We start from the raw sequence: 16,178 nt of genomic DNA on the forward strand, positions 1-16,178 counted from the left end.
CGCGCCGCGGGCGGGCCCGTGGCGATACTTGAGCGCAGGCGGCGCGAAACCTCCATCGGGGCTCGGGACGCGGATGCTGTCGGCCGCCATCAGCGGCGGCGGGCGGCCGGGACGATGCCGCACCTGCGCGTCCGCGGCAAGCGCGACGCGCCTTGTTCTGGCCGGAACCTCCGCGCATCTAAGGCGTCGGCAGGATATCTTTCATGACACGACACGAACCGGCGCAGACCTTCGCGGACGCGGCCACCCTCACGCTCGACGTGGAAGGCATGCATTGCGCCGCCTGCGCGGCGCGCGTGGAGAAGGTGCTGCGCGCGACGCCGGGGATAGCGTCCGCCGCCGTCAACCTGCCGCTGGAGCGCGCCGACGTCGTTTTCGCCGGCCCCGCCGACCCGGAGGCTGCGGTCGCGGCCGTCGAACGGGCCGGCTATGAGGCGCATGTCCGCCCGGCGAGCGCCGCCGAGCGTCGCCTCGCCGACGAGGCGCGGGCCGCAGCGCGGGCCGCCGACCAGCGGAGGGTGGTCGGCCTCCTCGTCATGACCGCCGCGCTCGCCGCGCCGTTCCTGGTCGAGATGGCAGGCATGGCGGCGGGCGCTCACGACCTGCTGCCGGGCTGGCTGCAGCTCGCTCTGGCGACGCCCGTGCAGGCGCTGGTCGGCTGGCGGTTCTACAAAGGCGCCTGGGCTTCGCTCCGCGGCGGGGCCGCCAACATGGACGTGCTGGTCGCTCTCGGGACGAGCGCGGCCTTTCTCTGGAGCGCGGCGCAGGTGCTTTCAGGGAGCGACGGCGCGCTCTATTTCGAGGCCTCGGTCGCGGTGCTCGGCTTCGTGCTGCTCGGCAATCTCCTGCAGGCGCGCGCGACGGTCGGCGCAAGCGCCGCGCTCACGGCGCTCGGCAAGCTCACGCCCGCGACCGCCCGCCGCCGGACCGCCGACGGCCGCGAGGAGCAGGCGCCGGTCGAGGCCCTCGCCGTGGGCGACGTCGTGCTGGTGCGGCCAGGCGAGCGGCTTCCCGTCGATGGCCGGATCGTGGAGGGCGAAAGCGCGCTCGACGAAGCGTTGATCACCGGCGAGAGCCGGCCGATCGCGAAGGCCGCCGGCGACGCGGTGACGGCAGGGTCGCTCAACGGCTCCGGCTTCCTCGTCATCGAGGCGACGGCCGTCGGAGAGGACGCGACGCCCGCCCGCATCGGCCGGCTGGTCGCGCGCGCGCAACTCGCCAAGGCGCCGGTGCAGCGGCTGGTCGATCGCATCACCGAGATCTTCGTGCCCGTGGTTCTCGCGATCGCGGCAGCGACCTTCGCCGGCTGGCTGATCGCGGGCGCCGGGGCGGGCGCGGCCCTCGGCCACGCGATCGCCGTGCTCGTCATCGCCTGCCCTTGCGCGCTCGGCCTCGCGACGCCAGCGGCGCTCGTCGCAGGCGTCGGGGCGGGCGCGAAGGCCGGGCTGCTCGTGCGCGACATCGACGCCCTTGAGCGGGCCGCCCGGATCGACGCCGTCATCTTCGACAAGACCGGCACGCTGACCGCCGGCCGGCCGGCGCTCGTCGCCTCCGACGCGCTCGACGGCGACGGCGCGGGGCTCATCGCGCTGGCGGCGGCGGTGGAGCGCGGTTCGGAGCATCCGCTGGCCCGCGCCGTGGTCGAGGCCGCCGAAGGCCAGGGGCTCACGATCCCGCAAGCGCACGCGATTCGCGCCCATCCGGGCGAGGGCGTGACCGGAGAGGTCGCCGGCGACCGCGTCGCGATCGGAAGCGTCCGGCTCCTGGGGGACGCCGGCGCCCACACCGCTCCGATCGAGGAGCTGCTGGCCCGACACGCCGCGCTCGGACGCACCGTCGTCGGCGTCTCGCAAGGGCGCCGGTCCAAAGGGGTCCTGGCCTTCGCCGACGCGGCCCGGCCCGGCGCCGCCGAAGCGGTCCGCAGGCTCGCCGATCAGGGCGTCGAGGTCGTCATGCTGACCGGCGACAGCGCGGAGGCCGCCGCCGAGATCGCCCGCGCCGTCGGGATTGCGCGGGTCGAATCCGGCGCGCGGCCGGCCGACAAGCTCGCGACCGTCCAGCGCCTCAAGGCCGAAGGCAAGCGGGTGGCCATGGTCGGCGACGGCGTCAACGACGCGCCGGCGCTGGCGGCGGCCGACCTCGGCATCGCGATGGGCGGCGGCGCCGACGTGGCGCTCGAAAGCGCAGGCGTCGCGCTGCTGAGGCCGGATCCGGGACTCGCGCCGGCGGCGCTCGCGCTCGCCCGCCGTACGGTGTCGACCATCCGGCAGAATCTGGCCTGGGCCTTCGTCTACAATCTGGTCGGCCTGCCGCTGGCGGCCTTTGGAAATCTGTCGCCGTCGATCGCTGGCGCCGCCATGGCGCTGTCGTCCGCGAGCGTCGTGCTCAACGCGCTTCGTCTGTCGCGCTGGCGACCGACCGACTAGGGTCGCGGCCGGCCGGGACCCTGGGTGTCGGCGCCTGCGACCTTGGACCCGCGGGACCTGTGTGGCCGATGGGCAACGAGCCGGGGCCATCAGCGCCGTTCTTGGTCGACGGAAGGTTACGCGCGAGATGCGGATTGCGCTGATTCTCTTAGGACTTGGGCGGCTACAAAGCCGCCGGCGCAGGATATGCGCGGCCGATGAAACCGTTTGGGCAGTTCCGCGTTCATATTCGGATTGTTAGGGATCGCGGCCCGAAACTAGGGCTCTGCGTAAGAATCGAGTCTCTGTCATGCGCGTCGTGATCTTCGTTTCATCGATCCTCTTCGTCGTCGCCGGGGCCGCCGCCCTCCCGATGAGCGAACCCGCCTCCGCCAGCGCCGCCGGCCCTGCGTCGATGATCGCTCACGACGCCTACGGGCGCTAAGCCGCACGCCTTCATATTGACGGAAGAAGCCGTTGGCGCTGGACCGCGCGACGGCTCGACCATACTTTCACCGCGCTTCGCCGGCATTCGCCCCGAAGCGCGGCGTGTCCGCGCGCCCGGCCGTTCCTTCCCGCGGACTTCGCGAGCACGATCCCATGACCCGCCGGCCTTCGCCCGACGCCCGATCCGTCTCGCTGCTCGACCGCCGCGCGCTCATGAAGCTCGGGCTTGCGGCGCAGGCGGCGCTCGCGCTCGGCGGAACGGCACGGGCCCAAGGGACCGACCGACTGCGCTTCGGCCCGCCGGAGGCGTTTTCGTACGACACGCTCAAGGCCTTCGCGAAGGATCTCGCCTCCAAGCCTTACAAGGAGCCGGCGCGTCCGAACCCCGAGATCGTCAAGCGCATCGACTACGACGCGCACGGCAAGCTCAAGTTCAAGCCGGACCATGCGCTCTACGGCGAGAGCGCCGGCGCCTATCCCATCACCTTCATGCATGTCGGCCAGTTCTTCCAGAAGACGGTGCGCATGCACGCGGTCGCCGACGGCCAGTCGCGCGAGATCCTCTATGATCCCGGGCTGTTCGACATGCCGGCCGACAGCGTGGCGCGCGGCCTCGGCCCCGAGCCCTCCGCCTTCGCCGGCTTCTGGGTGCGCGAGGCGAAGGATCAGGTGACGGAGAAGGGCGACTGGAAGACCCGCGAGCCGTTCGCGACCTTCCTGGGGGCCTCCTATTTCCGCGCGATCGGCGAGAAGGGCCAGGTCGGCATGTCGGCGCGCGGCGTCGCGCTGTTCCCCGAGCCCGGCGCCGCGGAGGAGTTTCCGGATTTCGTGTCGTTCTGGTTCGAACCCGCGAAGGCTGACGGCGAGCCGGTCACGGTCTACGCCCTGCTCGACGGACCATCGCTCTCCGGCGCCTTCCGCTTCCTCATCCGGCGAACCGGCGGCACACTGATGGAGATCGAAGCGGCCGTCACGATGCGCAAGGACATCGTCCGGCTCGGCCTTGCGCCGCTGACCTCGATGTACTGGTACTCGGAAACCGCGAAGCCCTTCCTGATCGACTGGCGGCCGGAGGTCCATGATTCCGACGGGCTCGCGATGTGGACCGGCGCGGGCGAGCGCATCTGGCGTCCGCTCAACAACCCGCCCAGCATCATGACGTCGACCTTCGCCGACGAGCGCCCGCGCGGCTTCGGCCTGCTGCAGCGGGACCGTAATTACGCCAATTACGAGGACGGCGTGCGCTACCAGGACCGCCCGTCGACCTGGGTCGAGCCGGTCGGCGACTGGGGCAAGGGCGCGGTCCAGCTCGTCGAGCTTCCGACAGACGACGAGATCCACGACAACATCGTCGCCTATTGGCTGCCGGCGGCGCCATCAAAGGCCGGCTCGACCGTCTCTCTCGCCTACAAGCTCTACTGGCAGGACGCGGAGCCATTCCCCGGCGCGCTCGGCCGCTGCGTGGCGACCCGGCTCGGCCGCGGCGGCCAGCCCGGCCTGCCGCGGCCAAAGGGCGTGCGCAAATTCATGGTCGAGTTCCTCGGCGGCCCGCTCGAGAACATCCCCTACGGCCAGACGGTCGAGCCCGTGCTGTGGTCCTCGCGCGGGACCTTCTCCTACGTCTTCGCCGAAGCGGTTCCGAGCGACGTCAAGGGCCACTGGCGCGCCCAGTTCGACCTGACCGCCGAAGGCCTCGATCCGATCGAGATGCGCTGCTACCTCAAGGTCGGCGACGAGGTCCTGACCGAGACCTGGCTCTACCAGCTGCACCCGACGCCGTAGGCGCGGCGACGCGCTTCAGGCCGCGGTCCAGCCGCCGTCCATGGAGAGGTTCGCGCCGGTGATGTTGGAGGCGGCGTCCGAGCACAGGAAGACGGCGAGCGCCGCGACCTGATCCACGGTGACGAACTCCTTGGTCGGCTGGGCCGCGAGCAGGACGTCGTTCATGACCTGCTCCTTGGTCATGCCGCGCGCCTTCATCGTGTCGGGGATCTGCGCCTCGACCAGGGGAGTCCAGACGTAGCCCGGCGAGATGCAGTTGACGGTGATCTTGTCCTTGGCGAGTTCCAGAGCCGCCGTCTTCGACAGGCCGACGATCCCGTGCTTGGCCGCGACATAGGCCGACTTGAACGGCGAGGCGACGATCGAGTGCGCCGACGCCGTCGAGATGATGCGGCCCCAGCCTGCCTTCTTCATGTGCGGGATCGCAGCCTTCATCGCGAAGAAGGCCGCCGACAGATTGAGCGCGATGATGAGATCCCATTTCTCGCGCGGGAACTCCTCGACCGGCGAAACGAACTGCATTCCGGCGTTGTTCACCAGCACGTCGACTGAGCCGAAGCGCTCGACGGCGAGTGCGACCATCGCCTCGGTCTCGTCCGGCTTGGTGAGGTCCGCCGGTGAATGGGCCGCCTTCACGCCGAACTCGGACTCGATCGCGGTCCGCGTGGTCTCGATGTCCTCCGGCTTGCCGAACCCGTTGAGGACGACGTTCGCGCCCTCCTTCGCGAAGGCGCGCGCCATCGCGAGGCCGATGCCGCTGGTGGAGCCGGTGACGAGGGCGGTCTTGGAAGCGAGGCTCATGCGGAACTCCGGTCAGGTGGATCGAGACGCCGTGGAATGGGGCGCGACGCAATATGAACCTTTGCGTGACCGTCTCCAGCCGAATCCCGCGTCGCGTTCGACGGCTCAGCCCGCGAGCGCCGCGTCGAGCACGCGCACGACATGGAGCGCCTCGCGCCCGGCGCCGTCGTGGATCTGGTGACGACAGCTCGTGCCGTCGGCGACCACGAGATCGTCAGGGCCGGCCTTCCGGACGGCCGGCAGCAGCGACAGCTCCCCCATCGCCAGCGACACGTCGATCGTCTTCGCGCCGTAGCCGAACGCGCCGGACATGCCGCAGCAACTCGACTCGATGGGCCGGACGTCGAGTCCCGGCACGGCCTTGAGCGCCGTCTGCACGGCGCCCATCGCGTCGAACGCCTTCTGGTGGCAGTGACCGTGAAGATGCGCCACCCGACCGCCCTGATCCTTCAGCGGCAACGTCGTCGCCCCCGAGACCATGTCGGTCGCCAACAGCTCCTCGATCAGCAGCGCGGCGTCGGCGAGGGGCTGGACCTCCGCCTTCGGCAGCAGCGCGAAGAACTCGTCGCGGAAGGTCAGCAGGCAGGACGGCTCCAGGCCCGCGACGCGGGCGCCTTTCGCCACGTAAGGCGCGAGCGCGTCCAGCGTCCGCCGCGCCTCGGCGCGGGCGTGGTCGACCATGCCGGCGGAGAGATAGGTGCGGCCGCAGCACAGCGGCCGGCCGCCGTCGGCAGGCTCGACTTTGTGAAGGCGGTAGCCGCCGGCGGCGAGCACGCGCTCGGCGGCCTCCAGGTTCTCGCGCTCGTAATAGCGGTTGAAGGTGTCGCCGAAGAGCACGACGTCGCGGCCATCGCCTTGGACGGCGTCCGGGGTCGCGGGCGCGCCGGTCTGCCGCCAGGGCCTGCGCCATTTCGGCAGCGTCCTGCGGGCGGAGAAGCCGAGGAGGCGCTCGGTCAGTTTGGCGGCGCCCGGAAGCTGGTCTCGCAGGTTCATCAGCAGCGCCAGCCGCGCCGCCCAGGGCGCATAGGCCGGCAGATGCGCGATCAGACGTTCCTTCAACGGCAGCCCGCGCTCGGCGTGATAGGCGCTGAGGAATTCGATCTTCATGCGCGCCATGTCGACGCCGGTCGGGCAGTCGCGCTTGCAGCCCTTGCAGGAGACGCAGAGGTCGAGCGTCTCCTTCATCTCGTCGGAGGTGAAGGCGCCCTCCCCGAGCTGGCCGGAGATCGCGAGCCGCAGCGTGTTGGCGCGGCCGCGGGTGACGTGCTGCTCCTGCCGCGTGACGCGATAGGACGGGCACATGGTCCCTGCCGTCATCTTCCGGCAGGTCCCGTTGTTGTTGCACATCTCGACCGCGCCGCCGAAGCCGCCCCATTCCGACCAGTCGAGGGCGGGGACGGCTGGGACCGGCGTCGCGTAGTCCGGCCCGAACCGCATGAGGTCGCGGTCGTCGAAGCGGAGCGGCCGGACGATCTTGTCGGGGTTCAGACGGTTGTCGGGATCGAAGGCGTCCTTCACCTGCTCGAAGGCGCGTGTCAGCCGCGCGCCGAACATCGGCTCCACGAATTCCGACCGCGAAATGCCGTCGCCGTGCTCGCCGGAGAACGAGCCCTTGTAGCGGCGCACGAGATCGCAGGCCTCCTCGGCGATCGCCCGCATGGTCTTCGCGCCGTCCTCGGTCTTCATGTTGAGGATCGGGCGGACATGTAGGCAGCCGACGGACGCGTGCGCGTACCAGGTGCCGCGCGTGCCGTGCTTCTCGAACACCGCGGTCACGGCGTCGGTGTAGTCGGCGAGATGCTCGAGCGGCACCGCGCAGTCTTCGATGAAGGAGATCGGCTTCCCGTCGCCCTTCATCGACATCATGATGTTGAGGCAAGCCTCGCGGACGCCCCAGACACTGGCCTGGCGCGCCGGCTCCAGCACCTCGACGACCGCGTCGGGGAAGCCGTGGTCGGCCATGCACTGGTCGAGTCGCCGGAGGTCGCGTTTCAGATCGTCGAGATCGCCGCCGGCGAACTCGACAAGCAGCAGGCTGTTCGGCGTTCCCTTGGTGATGTCGGCGAGCGTGCGGCGGAACAGCGGGATGTCGGCCCCGAGCGCGAGCACATTGTTGTCGACGAGTTCGACCGCGACCGGGCCGAGCGCGACGAGATGCTGCGTCGTCTCCATCGCGGAGCGGAAGGTCGGGAAATGGCAGACGCCCATCGCCCGGTGCTTCGGCAGCGGCGAGAGCTTGAGCGTGATCTCGGTCGCGAGCGCGAGCGTGCCTTCGGATCCGACCAGAAGATGCGACAGGTTCGGCCGCGCCGGCAGCAGTTCGTCGAGATTGTAGCCGCCGACCCGGCGCTGCACCTTCGGGAAGATCGTCTCGATGTCCGTCCGATGCTCTTCGGCCAGCGCCACCAGCTTCGTCATCAGGTCGCGAGCGCGCACGGAATCGTTGGCCGCGACGGGCCCGTCGCCGAGCGCGAAGGCTTCGCCGTCATGGAACAGCGCCCGCATCGCGAGCACGTTGTCGACGGTCTTGCCGTAGCGCAGGGAGCGGGCGCCGGACGAATTGTTGCCCGTCATGCCGCCGAAGGTGCAGCGGCTCGCGGTGGACGGCTCGACGGGAAAGAACAGGCCGTCCTTCTTCGCCCGGGCGTTGAGATGCTCAAGCACCATTCCAGGCCGGACGGTCGCGGTCCGCGCCTCCGTGTCGAACGCGACGAGGCCGTTGAAATGCCGGCTGAAGTCGAGCACCAGCCCGGCGCCGATCGGCTGGCCGTTCTGAGACGTTCCCGCGCCGCGCGCGATGACGGGAACGCCGTGGCTCGCCGCGATCGTGAGCGCGGCCTGGACGTCGGCTTCGGACTTCGGGAAGGCCACGCCCGCCGGCATGATCTGGTAGATCGAAGCGTCGGTGGCGTAGCGGCCGCGGGTGAAGGCGTCGAAGCGCACCTCTCCTTCAAGCGCGTTCTCAAGCGCGCGTTCGAGCCCGGTGTCTCGGGCGTTCATCTTCAAGGCGCCGTGCATCGCAACCCTTGCGCATCCCTGTCATGCCCGCCGTCTTAGCCGCGTCGGTCGGAGCCGCTTTTAGAACGAAACGACGGATCGCGCCGCGTCTTTTGCGGCTTCACGCGCGCGGGAGCGTCCTCGCTATCGGCGGAGGTCCCCGTCTCCCGCATGCGTAACGGCTTGACCGCCCGGCCCGCGCGGCTCCAATCGCGGCGTTGGAGGCGCGCCGTCGCGCCCGTAGCAAGGTCTCACGTCGGCATGCCCAAATTCGCCGCCAATCTCTCGATGCTCTTCACGGAGCTGCCGTTTCTCGACCGGTTCGCCGCGGCGGCGCGGGCGGGATTCTCGGCCGTCGAGTGCCAGTTCCCTTATGAGGCGCCCGCCGCCGAGATCGCGGCGCGGCTCCGTGGCGAGGGCCTGACCCTCGTGCTGCACAATCTGCCGCCCGGCGATTGGACGGCGGGCGATCGCGGCGTGGCGATTTTTCCCGACCGCCGACAGGAGTTCCGCGACGGGGTGGCGCGCGCGCTTGACTACGCCGTGGCGCTCGGCTGCGATCAGCTCAATTGCCTCGCCGGCGTCGCGCCCGAGGGCGCCGACCGGCACGCGCTGGACGAGACCTTCGCCGAAAACCTGGCTTTCGCAGCGGGGGTCCTCAATGAGGCCGGAATCAAGCTGCTGATCGAGCCGATCAACACGCTGGACATGCCCAGATTTCATCTCAATCGCACGCGCCACGCGCTCGACCTGATCACCGCGAGCGGGTCCGACAACGTCTTCGTGCAGTACGACGCCTATCACATGCAGATCATGGAGGGCGATCTGGCGCGGACGCTCGAGCGGCACATCGACCGGATCGCCCATGTGCAGGTCGCCGACAACCCCGGCCGCCACGAACCCGGAACGGGGGAGATCAACTTCCCCTTCCTGTTCGCCCATCTCGACCGCATCGGCTATCGCGGCTGGGTCGGTTGCGAATATCGGCCGGCGGCCGCGACGGAGGACGGGCTCGGCTGGCTACGCGCGGCAAGCTAAGGCGGAGAGACGTCAGCGCGGTTCGCGGATCAGGTCGAGGAAGGCGGCCGCCGCCTTGGTGGCGTAGCGTTCCTTATGGCGAAGCGTGAAGAACCGCCGTCGCGGAAGCGCGAACGTCGCCTCGACCAGAGCGCCCGAGGCGAGCGACGACGCCGCGACCAGCCGCGACATCACGGCGGCTCCCGCGCCCGCTTCCGCCGCCGAACGCACCGCCTCGTTCGATGCGAGCTCCATCGCGACGTCGAGGCGCTTCCCGCCCACGGCCGCCTCGAGAATGGCGCGCGTGCCCGACCCGCGCTCGCGCATGACCCATCGGCCGGCCGCGAGGTCGGAAGGGGTGAGCTTTCGTCCGTCGGCCCAAGGGTGCCCGGGCGCGACGGTCAGCACCATCTCGTCCTCCGCGACGGCCGCGACGGCGAGCGCGGGATCGTCGACCTCGCCCTCGACCACCCCGATGTCGGCGGAGCCGTCATGGATCGCGGCGGCCACGATCTCGGTGTTGGCGATGTCGAGCGTCACCGAGACGCCCGGGTAGCGCTCCTGGTAGCGATGCATCAGCGGCGGCAGCCAGTAGCTCGCGACCGTCTGGCTGGCGGCGAGCGCGAGCCGCCCGCGCTTCAGCCCGGCGAGGTCGGCGAGCACCGTTTCGGCGGCGGCGGCGCGGGCGAGCACGGCGCGGGCTTCCACGAGGAACAGGCGTCCCGCGTCGGTCAGGGCGATGCGACGGCCGACTCGGTCGAACAGCCGGGCTGCGTAGCGTCCCTCAAGCGCCGCCACCGCCGCGCTGGTGGCGGATTGGGTCAGGTTCAGGTCCGCGGCCGCCTTTGTGACGTGTTCGCGCTCGGCCACGGCGACGAAGATGCGGAGCTGTTCGAGCGTCATGCCGACATGCTTACATCGCCGGCTTCGTCGGCGGGAAGCGGCAACAGCGTTCCGGCCGAAGCGGGTCGGCGCCGGGGCCCGGGCCGCTTCAGGATCTGCGTCGCGTCGACAGCACCCCGTCCGCGGCGGCGAGACCGGTGAGCAGAGCGCCGTGCGCCGTGGAGTAGGAGGCGCGGGAGCAGGCCTCGCCCGCGAAGAAAAGGCGATCGTCGACCGGCGCCGCCAAGCGGGCGCGGTCCTCGGCCCGCCCCGGCGAGGCGTAGGAGTAGGAGCCGCGCGCGAAGGGGTCCGCGCGCCACAGGTTCATGGGCAAGGGGCGGAGGCGGCGAGCGATGCCCGCGCCGAACAGGCCGACGAGTTCGGAGCGCGCGAAATCGAAGAATGCGGCCTCTCCGGCCTCCTCGAGCTCCGCTGCGAGCGAGCCGCCGTAATAGGCCTCGATCACGGGGTGTCCGAGGGGGCGAATGTGATAGGCGCCGGTGGCTGCGCGGTCCAGCCGGCCGAAGGCGCGGCTGTCGATCTCGAAGTCCTCCGGGCTCTCGAGATGAAGATACAGTTTGTTGGCGAGGCCGAGCGGCAATCCCCGCGCGGCGTCGATCTTGTCCGGCAGCGCGGGATGGAACCCGATCGCCTCCTCCGCGATCAGAGCCGTGGACAGAGTGACGATCGCCTGCGCCGCCTCGACCGCGCCCCGCGAGGTCTCGATCCGGAGCCGCCGGCCGCCGTGCTCGATCCGGCGGACCGCGCAGCCGAATACGACGGGCAGGCCCAGTCCGTGAGCGGCGATGACGGTTCCATAGCCCTCGCGCACCCGCCAGTTGATCCCGCTGTCCTCGTAGGCCGCGAGATCGCGCGCCGACACGCGCTCCCACTCGCCGCCGCTGACGTATGTTCCCACGGCGCAGATCAGCCCGTTCCAGACGCAACCCGCCTCGAGCGCGTCGGAGACCGGCCGATCCGTCTCGTCCCCGGCGAACCCGTCGAGTCGGACGTGAAACGCGTCGCTCGCCCGCTGGAAAGCGTCATGCCGCCGACGGGGAAACGCTGATTCGGGAGGCCGGCGGGTCCACGGCGCCGGCGTGCGATCGACCGTCCGCCCCTGACGCTCCGCGATCCCGGTCCAAGGGTTGCGGTCGCCGGAGTGCAGCCAGCCGCAGCCGAGATCGAGCGGACCGCAGACAGGGTCCGTCACAGTCCAGCCCCGGCCTCCGAGACGGTCGCGCGCTTCGAGCACGAGAACGTCGAGCCCCGCCTCCAGCAGGCGGCGTCCAGCGGCGACGCCTGCGGCGCCCCCGCCGATGACGACGACGTCGGCCTCGCTTTTCATGAACATGCCGCCTGACTCCCACGCGAACGCACCGTGCCCCGAAAGTGGCGGGCGGTCCTAGCCCGTCATCCCTCAGGACGGCGATCCTCCGAAAATGTCTAATGATGAATATTGACATTCATCATTAGCGGGACGATCGTGTGTGCGCTGCGGCGTCGCCGGGCCGCGCTTGAAGCGTCCCCAGCTTGTGGCTCGGGGTCGCCGCAGCAGCTTTCGCCTGCCTCGGAAGGAAGCGTCATGAAGCGTTCGGTTCTGAAAAGTCTGCCGCACGCTTTGGCGCTCGCCGGCCTTGCGGCTCTGCTGACGGCCTGCGGACCCGCCGACGGGTCGCAGGACGAGACCAAGGATACGCCCCGGCCCGTGCTGACGCGGACCGTCGCCTTCGAGCCGCGGATCGCAGAACGGAGCTTCGTCGGCGTGATCCGGCCGCGCATCGAGAGCGATCTCGGCTTTCGCGTCCAGGGCAAAGTCGCGAAGCGTCTGGTCAATGTCGGCGACGTCGTGAAGGCCGGCGATCCGATCGCGACCCTCGACGAGATCGATCTGGGGCTTCAGGCCGAACAGGCCGAGGCCGAGCTCGCCGCGGCCACAGCCTCCCGCGCGCAGGCCGACGCCGACTTCACGCGCGCGATGACGCTGTCCAAACAGGGCTGGACCACGGCCTCGGCGCTGGACGGCCGACGCGCCGCCGCCGAAGAAGCGCGCGGCCGTCTGGCCCGCGCCCAGCGCGCGCTCGCGCTGGCGCGGAACGCCTCCTCCTACGCCGTCCTCAAGGCCGACGCCGACGGCGTGGTGACGTCGACCTCGATCGAACCGGGCCAGGTCGTGGACGTCGGCGACGTCGCGATCCGGATCGCGCGCACCGCGGAGAAAGAAGCGGCGGTTTCGATCCCCGAAGCCATGGTCGAGCGCGCGCGAAGCGCTACGGCGAAGGTCGTGCTCTGGTCGGACGCCACGAGGAGCTACACGGCGACGCTCCGCGAACTGTCTCCGGCGGCGGACGCCGCGACGCGGACCTATCTCGCGAAATTCTCGGTTCCGTCGGGCGGGCCAGAGATGCGGCTCGGCATGACCGCCACCGTGACGCTTGCCGATCCTTCGGCCGCGCCGATCGTCCGGCTGCCGATGACGGCCCTGTTCAACCAGGGGGCCGGCCCGTCCGTCTGGTCGGTCGGTCCGGAGGGGCGGCTGACGGCGAAGCCCGTGACGGTCGCGGCTTACGAAGCGAAGGACGCGCTGATCGCGCACGGCCTCGCCGAGGGCGACCGCATCGTGACGCTGGGCGTGCAGAAGCTCGACGCTGGCCTTCCGGTCCAGGCCGTCGACAGCCTGTCCTTCTGACGGGGCCCGCCGACATGCGCCGGTTCAACCTGTCCCACTGGGCCGTCACCCACCGTCCGCTCGTGCTGTTCCTGATCGTCGCGATCGGCCTCGCAGGGACGCTGTCCTTCATGAGGCTCGGCCGCTCGGAAGATCCGAACTTCACCATCAAGGTCGCGGTGGTGACCGCCGTCTGGCCGGGGGCAACAGCCCGCGAAATGCAGGATCAGGTCGCCGACCCGATCGAGAAGAAGCTCCAGGAGCTCCCCCATTTCGACAAGGTGACGACCTACGCCAAGCCGTCCTTCACGGCCATGCAGGTCACCTTCAGGGACGACACGCCGCCCTCCGAAGTGCCGGGGCTGTTCTACCAGATACGCAAGAAGCTCGACGACGTCCGAGCCAGCCTTCCGGCGGGCGTGCTCGCTCCGGAAGTCAACGACGAATATGGCGACGTCGATTCGATCTTGACGATGCTGACGGGCGACGGCGCGGACTACGCGCAGCTCAAGAAGGTCGCTGAGGGCCTGCGCCAGCGGCTGCTCAAGGTCTCCGGCGTCGTCAAGGTCAACCTCTATGGCGTTCAGCCGGAACGTATCTTCGTCGAGTTCAGCCACGCCAAGCTCGCGACGCTCGGCCTCGCGCCTCAAGCGATCTTCGATTCCCTCTCCCGCCAGAACGACGTCACGCCGGCCGGCGTCGTGGAGACCGGAGCGCAGCGCATCCCGCTGCGGGTCACCGGCGCGCTCGACGGCGTGAAGGCGGTGGCCGAGACGCCGGTCGAGGCGGGCGGCCGCACCTTCCGGCTCGGCGACGTCGCGACCGTGACCCGCGGCTTCGTCGACCCGCCGGACTTCCTCGTGCGCCAGCGGGGCGAACCTGCGCTCGGCGTGGGGGTGGTGATGGCGCGCGGCGCGAACATCCTGAAATTCGGCGAGGACGTCGCCGCGGCGACGCGGGCGTTCGAGGCGTCCGTGCCGCAGGGCGTGCGCTTCGAGCAGATCGCTGACCAGCCGAAGATCGTCGAAGAGTCGATCTTCGAGTTCGAACGCTCCTTCGTCGAGGCGCTCGCGATCGTGCTCGGCGTCTCCTTTCTGTCGCTCGGCTGGCGGACCGGAGTGGTCGTCGCGCTGTCGGTCCCGCTGGTCCTCGCCGCGACCTTCGTCGTCATGTCGGCCCTTGGGATGGACCTGCACCGCATCACGCTCGGCGCGCTGATCATCGCGCTCGGGCTGCTGGTCGACGACGCCATCATCGCGGTCGAGATGATGGTGGTGAAGATGGAGCAAGGCTACGACCGGATGAAGGCCGCCGCCTTCGCCTGGGAGTCGACCGCTTTCCCGATGCTGACCGGCACCGCCGTGACGATCGCGGGCTTCCTGCCGGTCGGCTTCGCGAAGTCCGGCGCGGGCGAATACGCCGGCGGCATCTTCTGGGTGGTCGGGATCGCGCTCGTCGCGTCGTGGATCGTGGCGGTGATCTTCACGCCCTATCTCGGAGTCATGCTGCTGCCGGCCTCGCTCGCCAAGCAGGGCGCGCATGAGGATCCGGGAGCGATCTACCAGACGCGGCTGTACCGGGGCCTTCGCCTGGTGATCGCGACCTGCGTGCGCTGGAAGGCGACGACAGTGCTGGTGACTGTCGCGATCTTCGCGGTCGCGGTCGTCGGCTTCGGCATGGTGCAGCAGCAGTTCTTCCCGCTGTCGGAGCGCAAGGAGCTGTTCCTGCAGCTCAGGCTGCCGGAGGGCTCCTCGATCGCCGCGACCACGGCCGTCGTCGGCGACGCCGAACAGCTGATCGGCCAGGATGATCCCGACATCGAGACCTTCACGGCCTATGTCGGTCAGGGCTCGCCGCGCTTCTGGCTCGGCCTCAATCCGACATTGCCGAACGAGGCCTTCGCGGAGATCGTCATCCTCACCCGGTCGATCGAAGGCCGCGAGCGCGTCAAGGCGCGGCTGGAGGCGTCGATCGCGCGTGGAGCGCTGGCGCAGGCCCGCGCGCGCGTCGACCGCTTCACCTTCGGCCCGCCGGTCGGCTTCCCCGTGCAGTTCCGAGTGATCGGACCGGACCCGATGAAGGTGCGCGAGATCGCCTATCAGGTCCGCGACGCGATGCGCGCCAACAGGAACGTCGTCGACCCGCATCTCGACTGGAACGAGATGTCGCCGGCCGTGCGGCTCGTCGTCGACCAGGAGCGCGCCCGAGCGCTCGGGCTCAACGTCCAGGACGTCTCGCAAACGCTGCAAACCCTGCTGAGCGGGCTCGCCGTCACCACGGTCCGCGACGGCATCGAACAGGTCGGCGTCGTCGCCCGGGCGACGCCGAGCGAGCGGCTCGATCTCGGGCATGTCGGCGATCTCACGATCGTCTCGCGCGACGGCGTCGCTGTGCCGTTGTCTCAGGTCGCGCGGCTCGACTACGTCCACGAGGAGCCGATCCTGTGGCGGCGCAATCGCGACATGGCGATCACCGTCCGCGCGGACGTGGTCGACGGCGTGCAGCCGCCGGACGTCACGACGCAGATCCAGCCGGCGCTGCAGCCGATCAAGGACCGGCTCCAGCCGGGCTACCGCATCGAAGCGGGCGGCGCGATCGAGGAATCGGAGAAGGCGAACGCCGCCCTGTTCGTGCTGTTCCCCGTGATGTTCCTGGTCATGCTGACGCTGCTGATGATCCAGCTGCAGAGCTTCTCCCGCCTCGCGCTGGTCTTCCTCACCGCGCCGCTCGGGATCATCGGAGCGTCGCTCGGACTGAACCTCGCGGACAAGCCGTTCGGTTTCAACGCGCTGCTCGGGCTGATCGCGCTCGCCGGCATGATCATGCGCAACGCCGTCATCCTGGTCGACCAGATCGAAAGCGACGTCGCCGCGGGCGGCCATACGCGCCGCGAAGCCATCGTCGAAGCGACGGTGCGCCGCGCGCGGCCGGTCGTCCTGACCGCGCTCGCCGCGATCCTCGCGATGATCCCGCTGTCGCGCAGCGCGTTCTGGAGCCCGATGGCGGTGACCATCATGGGCGGCCTGTTCGTCGCGACCTTCCTGACGCTGCTGTTCCTGCCAGCGCTCTACGCATTGTGGTTCCGCGGCTCGCTCGACGCCCGGGCCGACGTCGTCGCCGAGCCGGGCCCCGAGCCGCACGACCTGCCCGGCGAGCCCGAGACGGCGGCCGCATGACCG

The 16,178-nt window shown here is 70.1% G+C and carries 10 protein-coding genes; 6 read left to right on the forward strand and 4 right to left on the reverse strand.

Translation table 11 applies throughout. The features are described 5' to 3' along the window. The first annotated feature begins 203 nt into the window (after nt 1-203). From ACO2RJ_RS16555 to ACO2RJ_RS16565, 3 genes are all read left to right on the forward strand, one after another. Entirely contained in the window at nt 204-2,426 is a 2,223-nt protein-coding gene (locus ACO2RJ_RS16555) for a heavy metal translocating P-type ATPase (RefSeq protein WP_423269226.1), read from the forward strand. 289 nt (nt 2,427-2,715) lie between these two features. Beyond that, nucleotides 2,716-2,850 (forward strand): hypothetical protein, encoded by a 135-nt coding sequence (locus ACO2RJ_RS16560; protein WP_423269227.1) that lies wholly within the window; start codon nt 2,716-2,718, stop codon nt 2,848-2,850. Nucleotides 2,851-3,005: 155 nt separating this feature from the next. Beyond that, complete coding sequence (locus ACO2RJ_RS16565; RefSeq protein ID WP_423269228.1) at nt 3,006-4,634, forward strand: glucan biosynthesis protein; 1,629 nt, start codon at nt 3,006-3,008, stop codon at nt 4,632-4,634. 15 nt (nt 4,635-4,649) lie between these two features. On the opposite strand, the gene ACO2RJ_RS16570 is transcribed toward ACO2RJ_RS16565, so the two are convergent. Together ACO2RJ_RS16570 and ACO2RJ_RS16575 are read right to left on the reverse strand one after the other, a co-directional pair. Then, nucleotides 4,650-5,435, reverse strand: a complete 786-nt coding sequence (locus ACO2RJ_RS16570) for a 3-hydroxybutyrate dehydrogenase (protein ID WP_423269229.1) — start codon at nt 5,433-5,435, stop codon at nt 4,650-4,652. 105 nt (nt 5,436-5,540) lie between these two features. Continuing rightward, complete coding sequence (locus ACO2RJ_RS16575) at nt 5,541-8,453, reverse strand: FAD-binding and (Fe-S)-binding domain-containing protein (RefSeq protein ID WP_423269230.1); 2,913 nt, start codon at nt 8,451-8,453, stop codon at nt 5,541-5,543. A gap of 240 nt (nt 8,454-8,693) precedes the next feature. On the opposite strand from ACO2RJ_RS16575, the gene hyi reads away from it, so the two are divergent. Continuing rightward, nucleotides 8,694-9,470, forward strand: a complete 777-nt coding sequence (hyi, locus tag ACO2RJ_RS16580; RefSeq protein ID WP_423269231.1) for a hydroxypyruvate isomerase — start codon at nt 8,694-8,696, stop codon at nt 9,468-9,470. Between the two features lie 12 nt (nt 9,471-9,482). On the opposite strand, the gene ACO2RJ_RS16585 is transcribed toward hyi, so the two are convergent. Together ACO2RJ_RS16585 and ACO2RJ_RS16590 are read right to left on the reverse strand one after the other, a co-directional pair. Further along, nucleotides 9,483-10,352: a LysR family transcriptional regulator gene (locus ACO2RJ_RS16585; RefSeq protein WP_423269232.1), complete on the reverse strand. Its 870-nt coding sequence runs from the start codon at nt 10,350-10,352 to the stop codon at nt 9,483-9,485. An 88-nt stretch (nt 10,353-10,440) separates the two neighbouring features. Then, nucleotides 10,441-11,685 carry a flavin monoamine oxidase family protein gene (locus ACO2RJ_RS16590; RefSeq protein WP_423269233.1) on the reverse strand — a complete coding sequence of 415 codons (1,245 nt, stop codon included), beginning with the start codon at nt 11,683-11,685 and terminating at the stop codon, nt 10,441-10,443. 231 nt (nt 11,686-11,916) lie between these two features. On the opposite strand from ACO2RJ_RS16590, the gene ACO2RJ_RS16595 reads away from it, so the two are divergent. After that, a complete protein-coding gene (locus ACO2RJ_RS16595) occupies nt 11,917-13,020 on the forward strand; it encodes an efflux RND transporter periplasmic adaptor subunit (RefSeq protein WP_423269234.1) in 1,104 nt (367 codons plus the stop codon). A gap of 14 nt (nt 13,021-13,034) precedes the next feature. Then, entirely contained in the window at nt 13,035-16,175 is a 3,141-nt protein-coding gene (locus ACO2RJ_RS16600; protein ID WP_423269235.1) for an efflux RND transporter permease subunit, read from the forward strand. Nucleotides 16,176-16,178 lie beyond the last annotated feature (3 nt).

It is taken from the genome of Hansschlegelia sp. KR7-227 (genome assembly GCF_049446035.1).
In the GTDB taxonomy this organism is placed as follows: domain Bacteria; phylum Pseudomonadota; class Alphaproteobacteria; order Rhizobiales; family Methylopilaceae; genus Methylopila.

What these genes read in the sequence shown, in the direction of transcription:
- ACO2RJ_RS16595 (WP_423269234.1), top strand. Translation starts at nt 11,917, where the DNA reads ATGAAGCGTTCGGTTCTGAAAAGTCTGCCGCACGCTTTGGCGCTCGCC.
- ACO2RJ_RS16585 (WP_423269232.1), bottom strand. Translation starts at nt 10,352, where the DNA reads ATGACGCTCGAACAGCTCCGCATCTTCGTCGCCGTGGCCGAGCGCGAA.
- ACO2RJ_RS16600 (WP_423269235.1), top strand. Translation starts at nt 13,035, where the DNA reads ATGCGCCGGTTCAACCTGTCCCACTGGGCCGTCACCCACCGTCCGCTC.
- ACO2RJ_RS16575 (WP_423269230.1), bottom strand. Translation starts at nt 8,453, where the DNA reads ATGCACGGCGCCTTGAAGATGAACGCCCGAGACACCGGGCTCGAACGC.
- ACO2RJ_RS16555 (WP_423269226.1), top strand. Translation starts at nt 204, where the DNA reads ATGACACGACACGAACCGGCGCAGACCTTCGCGGACGCGGCCACCCTC.
- ACO2RJ_RS16570 (WP_423269229.1), bottom strand. Translation starts at nt 5,435, where the DNA reads ATGAGCCTCGCTTCCAAGACCGCCCTCGTCACCGGCTCCACCAGCGGC.
- ACO2RJ_RS16565 (WP_423269228.1), top strand. Translation starts at nt 3,006, where the DNA reads ATGACCCGCCGGCCTTCGCCCGACGCCCGATCCGTCTCGCTGCTCGAC.
- ACO2RJ_RS16560 (WP_423269227.1), top strand. Translation starts at nt 2,716, where the DNA reads ATGCGCGTCGTGATCTTCGTTTCATCGATCCTCTTCGTCGTCGCCGGG.
- ACO2RJ_RS16590 (WP_423269233.1), bottom strand. Translation starts at nt 11,685, where the DNA reads ATGTTCATGAAAAGCGAGGCCGACGTCGTCGTCATCGGCGGGGGCGCC.
- hyi (WP_423269231.1), top strand. Translation starts at nt 8,694, where the DNA reads ATGCCCAAATTCGCCGCCAATCTCTCGATGCTCTTCACGGAGCTGCCG.